This window comes from Sporotomaculum syntrophicum, from assembly GCF_009932395.1.
GTDB lineage: Bacteria > Bacillota > Desulfotomaculia > Desulfotomaculales > Desulfallaceae > Sporotomaculum > Sporotomaculum syntrophicum.
This window is the reverse complement of the sequence record NZ_LSRS01000002.1, coordinates 470,049-473,412: the sequence shown is the minus strand read 5'-3', so window position 1 is coordinate 473,412 and position 3,364 is coordinate 470,049. Positions and strand designations below refer to the sequence as shown.

4 protein-coding genes and 1 pseudogene are annotated in these 3,364 nt (G+C 47.1%); all 5 read right to left on the bottom strand.

The features are described 5' to 3' along the window. Positions 1-303: IS3 family transposase (locus SPSYN_RS15845; protein ID WP_207708547.1), on the bottom strand; the 303-nt coding region annotated here is incomplete at its 3' end. A 206-nt stretch (positions 304-509) separates the two neighbouring features. Then, positions 510-821: a transposase gene (locus tag SPSYN_RS04610; protein WP_161821309.1), complete on the bottom strand. Its 312-nt coding sequence runs from the start codon at positions 819-821 to the stop codon at positions 510-512. 64 nt (positions 822-885) lie between these two features. After that, positions 886-1,683, bottom strand: a complete 798-nt coding sequence (locus tag SPSYN_RS04605; protein WP_423828278.1) for a DEAD/DEAH box helicase family protein — start codon at positions 1,681-1,683, stop codon at positions 886-888. Next, positions 1,672-1,938: pseudogene (locus SPSYN_RS16420) on the bottom strand (TOTE conflict system archaeo-eukaryotic primase domain-containing protein); the annotation flags it as partial. The gene SPSYN_RS04605 and the pseudogene SPSYN_RS16420, both read right to left, overlap by 12 nt. 859 nt (positions 1,939-2,797) lie before the next feature. Then, positions 2,798-3,112, bottom strand: coding sequence for an SWIM zinc finger family protein (locus SPSYN_RS04600; RefSeq protein ID WP_161821307.1), 315 nt, complete (start codon positions 3,110-3,112; stop codon positions 2,798-2,800). Between the last annotated feature and the right edge of the window lie 252 nt (positions 3,113-3,364).

The following is a 3,364-nucleotide window of genomic DNA, read 5'->3' as shown; positions in this document are numbered from 1 at the left end:
ATAAACGTCTATAAGTGATAACTGGAAAAAGAATCTGTCCATACCCTCAATATAACCATACTTTAGATCCATTTGCCAGTGTTGGTTCGGGGCAGTTACTTCCTCTCGTTTTGCCAGCTTTCTCGGGCGGTTTAGGTATATTTTTCTCTGAGGGCGCAATACATTAAGTTCTTTACAGAGCCTATATGTTTTCTTGTGGTTTATGACAAGCTGGTAATCTTCTTTTAGGGTTGCGTTAATTTTTTTATAACCGTAAGGGAAACCATCTCCGGTAACTATTTCTTTAATGTATTGCTTAATCAATTCGTTAGAAATTTGCTCACCTTCTAGGTTTAGTGAGTACTTTGATATCTTACGCCCCGGTTTATTTTGGGGTAATTCCTTAACGGCAGTTTTAGTTTTTTTGGTTTTATTGTAGTAGGTGGATGAAGCCAGGCCGACAGAGCCAAGGACCAGAGAAGCTTTATAGCCCTTATCTATCCACCTTTTAGCTATAGCGACTCTGTCGGCTACCGAGGGTTTTGAATATCTCTTAATTCTCTTAGAATAGCCAACTCAAGCTCTTTATCAGCAAGAAGGCGTTTTAGCCTGTCATTCTCAGTACTAATTTCTTTAAGCTGTTTTTCCATAGCTTTTTGGCGTTCATCTTTTGCTTTTGGCAGTGTCTTTACGGAGCCGTTTTTTCGATATTTACTTAACCAAGTATGAATAGTATTAGCTGACATTTCATGCCTGCGGGCTACCAAGGCAACATTACCTGTTTCTTGACATTCTTTTATAATTAATTCTTTAAATTCATGACTATATTGCTTGTTTCTCATTAGAACCTACCCCCTGATAATATATTAATGTATTACACGTAGTTTCTCCAATTCTATTAGGGGGCTATATAGTAATCACCTGACCATAATTGGCCACTAGGTCATTAACTACACCTTTATGATACAAGCTTTGTATCATGGCAATATCGACAATGCCGGTAGGTTTATGTTTGCCTCCACCAATTTGTCCGATGTTTTTTATCGGTAAATCAAAAAAGGTTGCCAATCGCTCCCGCCATTGGTCTATAAGCTGCCTGCGGTGAACCAATATCAGCGTATTAACATCCCGTACGGCAATCAGCCAGGCCGCGACGACAGTTTTACCAAAAGCAGTGGTAGCAGACAGAACCCCATTTTCATGAGATAACAAAGCATTGGCAGCCTGTTGCTGTGGGTAACTGAGCTCCCCGTGGAAAGTGACGCCAATTGGATTACCAGGACAACGTTCATCTATGACCTCTACTTCAACTTTATGCTTTTTGAATATTTCCAGCACATCATCAAAACAACCCCGGGGCAAACCAATACATTTAGAGAATACTTCCGAACACCCGATTATCCTGGGCTTCCCGAAAGTTGACAACCGCATAGCCTGAGTTCTATAAAATTCCGGGTTCTGAAAAGCTGCTATACGCATCAAGCGGTTTATAGCAGCAGGAGGTAATTTTTCTTTCTCCAAATAAATCAAGTTACCCTGTACAATTTTTATGGTTTTCGGGAGAGATTCTAAAACAGGTACATCAAATTTATGCCCGGATGGCAGCAGAGTCCAGGGATCATCGACAAAACTGTTACGTACGCTGAAAATATTACCCTTAAGTGTTGCTTCCTGAACAATGGCTTCGATTTCGTTGGTCCTCACTTTTTTAAGCTTGGAAAGAAATAACCACTGGTCCGGATAGGGTTTAAAATCTTCATCTATAAATAGGCTGTTACCACTATTACGAGGTGTGCACTGGAAAGGTAGGGCTGTCAAATTCCCAAAACCACCTTTGGGAATAGTGTCTTGGTTAGGGAAAAAGCGATCGTATGAATCGAAACCTATTTGATGTCTACGCTCCATAGTGCGAGTTAGGATAGTGCAGCCTAATTTACGGGCTAAGGAAGCTGAAACAGGGGCAGCGAAAAAAGCGAGTTGTCAGAAACTCGCTTTAGTACCGTTATGTATGGTGGAGGCGGGCCATACCTTACGGTAACCAAATATATACCCCATCTTCCTCATAAATGATATAACGGTTCAATATTAAAGTAAATACTTTATTTTCAATAGCCATCATCCGTTACCTGAAATATTAGTCATTATATATCAATGTTAAGTTTCATGAATAAGTTCAATAAGCTTCCGCAACCAGCGGAAGGGCGCGCGCGAGGCGCGCGTGGGGCCGCAGCCGCGGCCCCTTTTCCCGGGGCAGCAACGCCGCCCATCTGGTGGCATAAGGCCATGCGCGCATACTAGCCCAGCGCGGGACGGGTGTGCGGGACGATACAACTATTGCGTGCAGAGGGCCGCGGGCGAAGCCGGCGGCCTGTTAGATGAGGTTAAGTTATGCGCGTTTTTTGCGCATGACTTAACCGTTCCTTTTTGAGGACACCAGAGGAATACATGCAAAGACCCCAGAGCTGGCCAGAGTGCCTGGCAAAGCCAGGACCAATAAGTTATGACCCCAAAGCGGCTTTGCCGGCACTCTGGCCGACATGCGCAGGACCCCAGAGCAAATAGCATGCACGTTCAATCAAGCCACGCATTACCAGGCCAGACCTAAAAAGATTTGACTCCAAAGCTGGGCCTGGTGATGCGTGGCTTCCTTTTTTCACCAACACCCGCTCCCAACGCAAACACAATGCTGGAGCGGGGCAACACTGCTGGCTACTAGCTGCCGGGTATGTTGTCACAGCTGCCCTTGCCATAGCTACGCCCTGGTGTCCACAAATCCCCGGAAATGAGTAAGCTATCGCAGCGACCAAAAAAAGGCGCCTTAGCGCCCCAGCTGCGGCAGCTGCCTGTGCGCGCTGCGCGCTGCCGCTGCCAGCCCCAGCTCCGACATAGCCGCAAAAGCGATGTGCTTGCAAAGCACCCCGCGCTTGACTGCATCTTCGCAGCCGCACCGCGCGAAATAGCGCCTGCCCCGCTGCCCGATAACCACCATGTACTGCTTGCTGCCATGCTTCACATACCCCTCAACCAGCCCATCTTGCCGCTCTTCGCACTGCCACTGCCAGCCAGCCTGCAAACCCGCCAGAGCCCTGCCAAACCTGCCATCGTCAACCTTGCCTAATAGTTTTCTTAACATCTTCCCAACCTCCCGTTTTCTTTGTCACACCGCCGCCGGTGCCGGCGTCAAGGGCCGGAGCGAAAAAAATTTCAACCTATAAGCTGTGACCCAAAATGAAATTTTTTTTGCGGAGGGCGAAGCGGACCCTTGACACCGGCATGCCCCGGGGCTGGGCTGCCCGGCAGCTGTCGTGGCCGGCAGCACTCACCGTTGCTCGACGTCGCGGCGGAGCCGCGGCGACGAATTCGCTATAACATGCGTAGGTAGTTA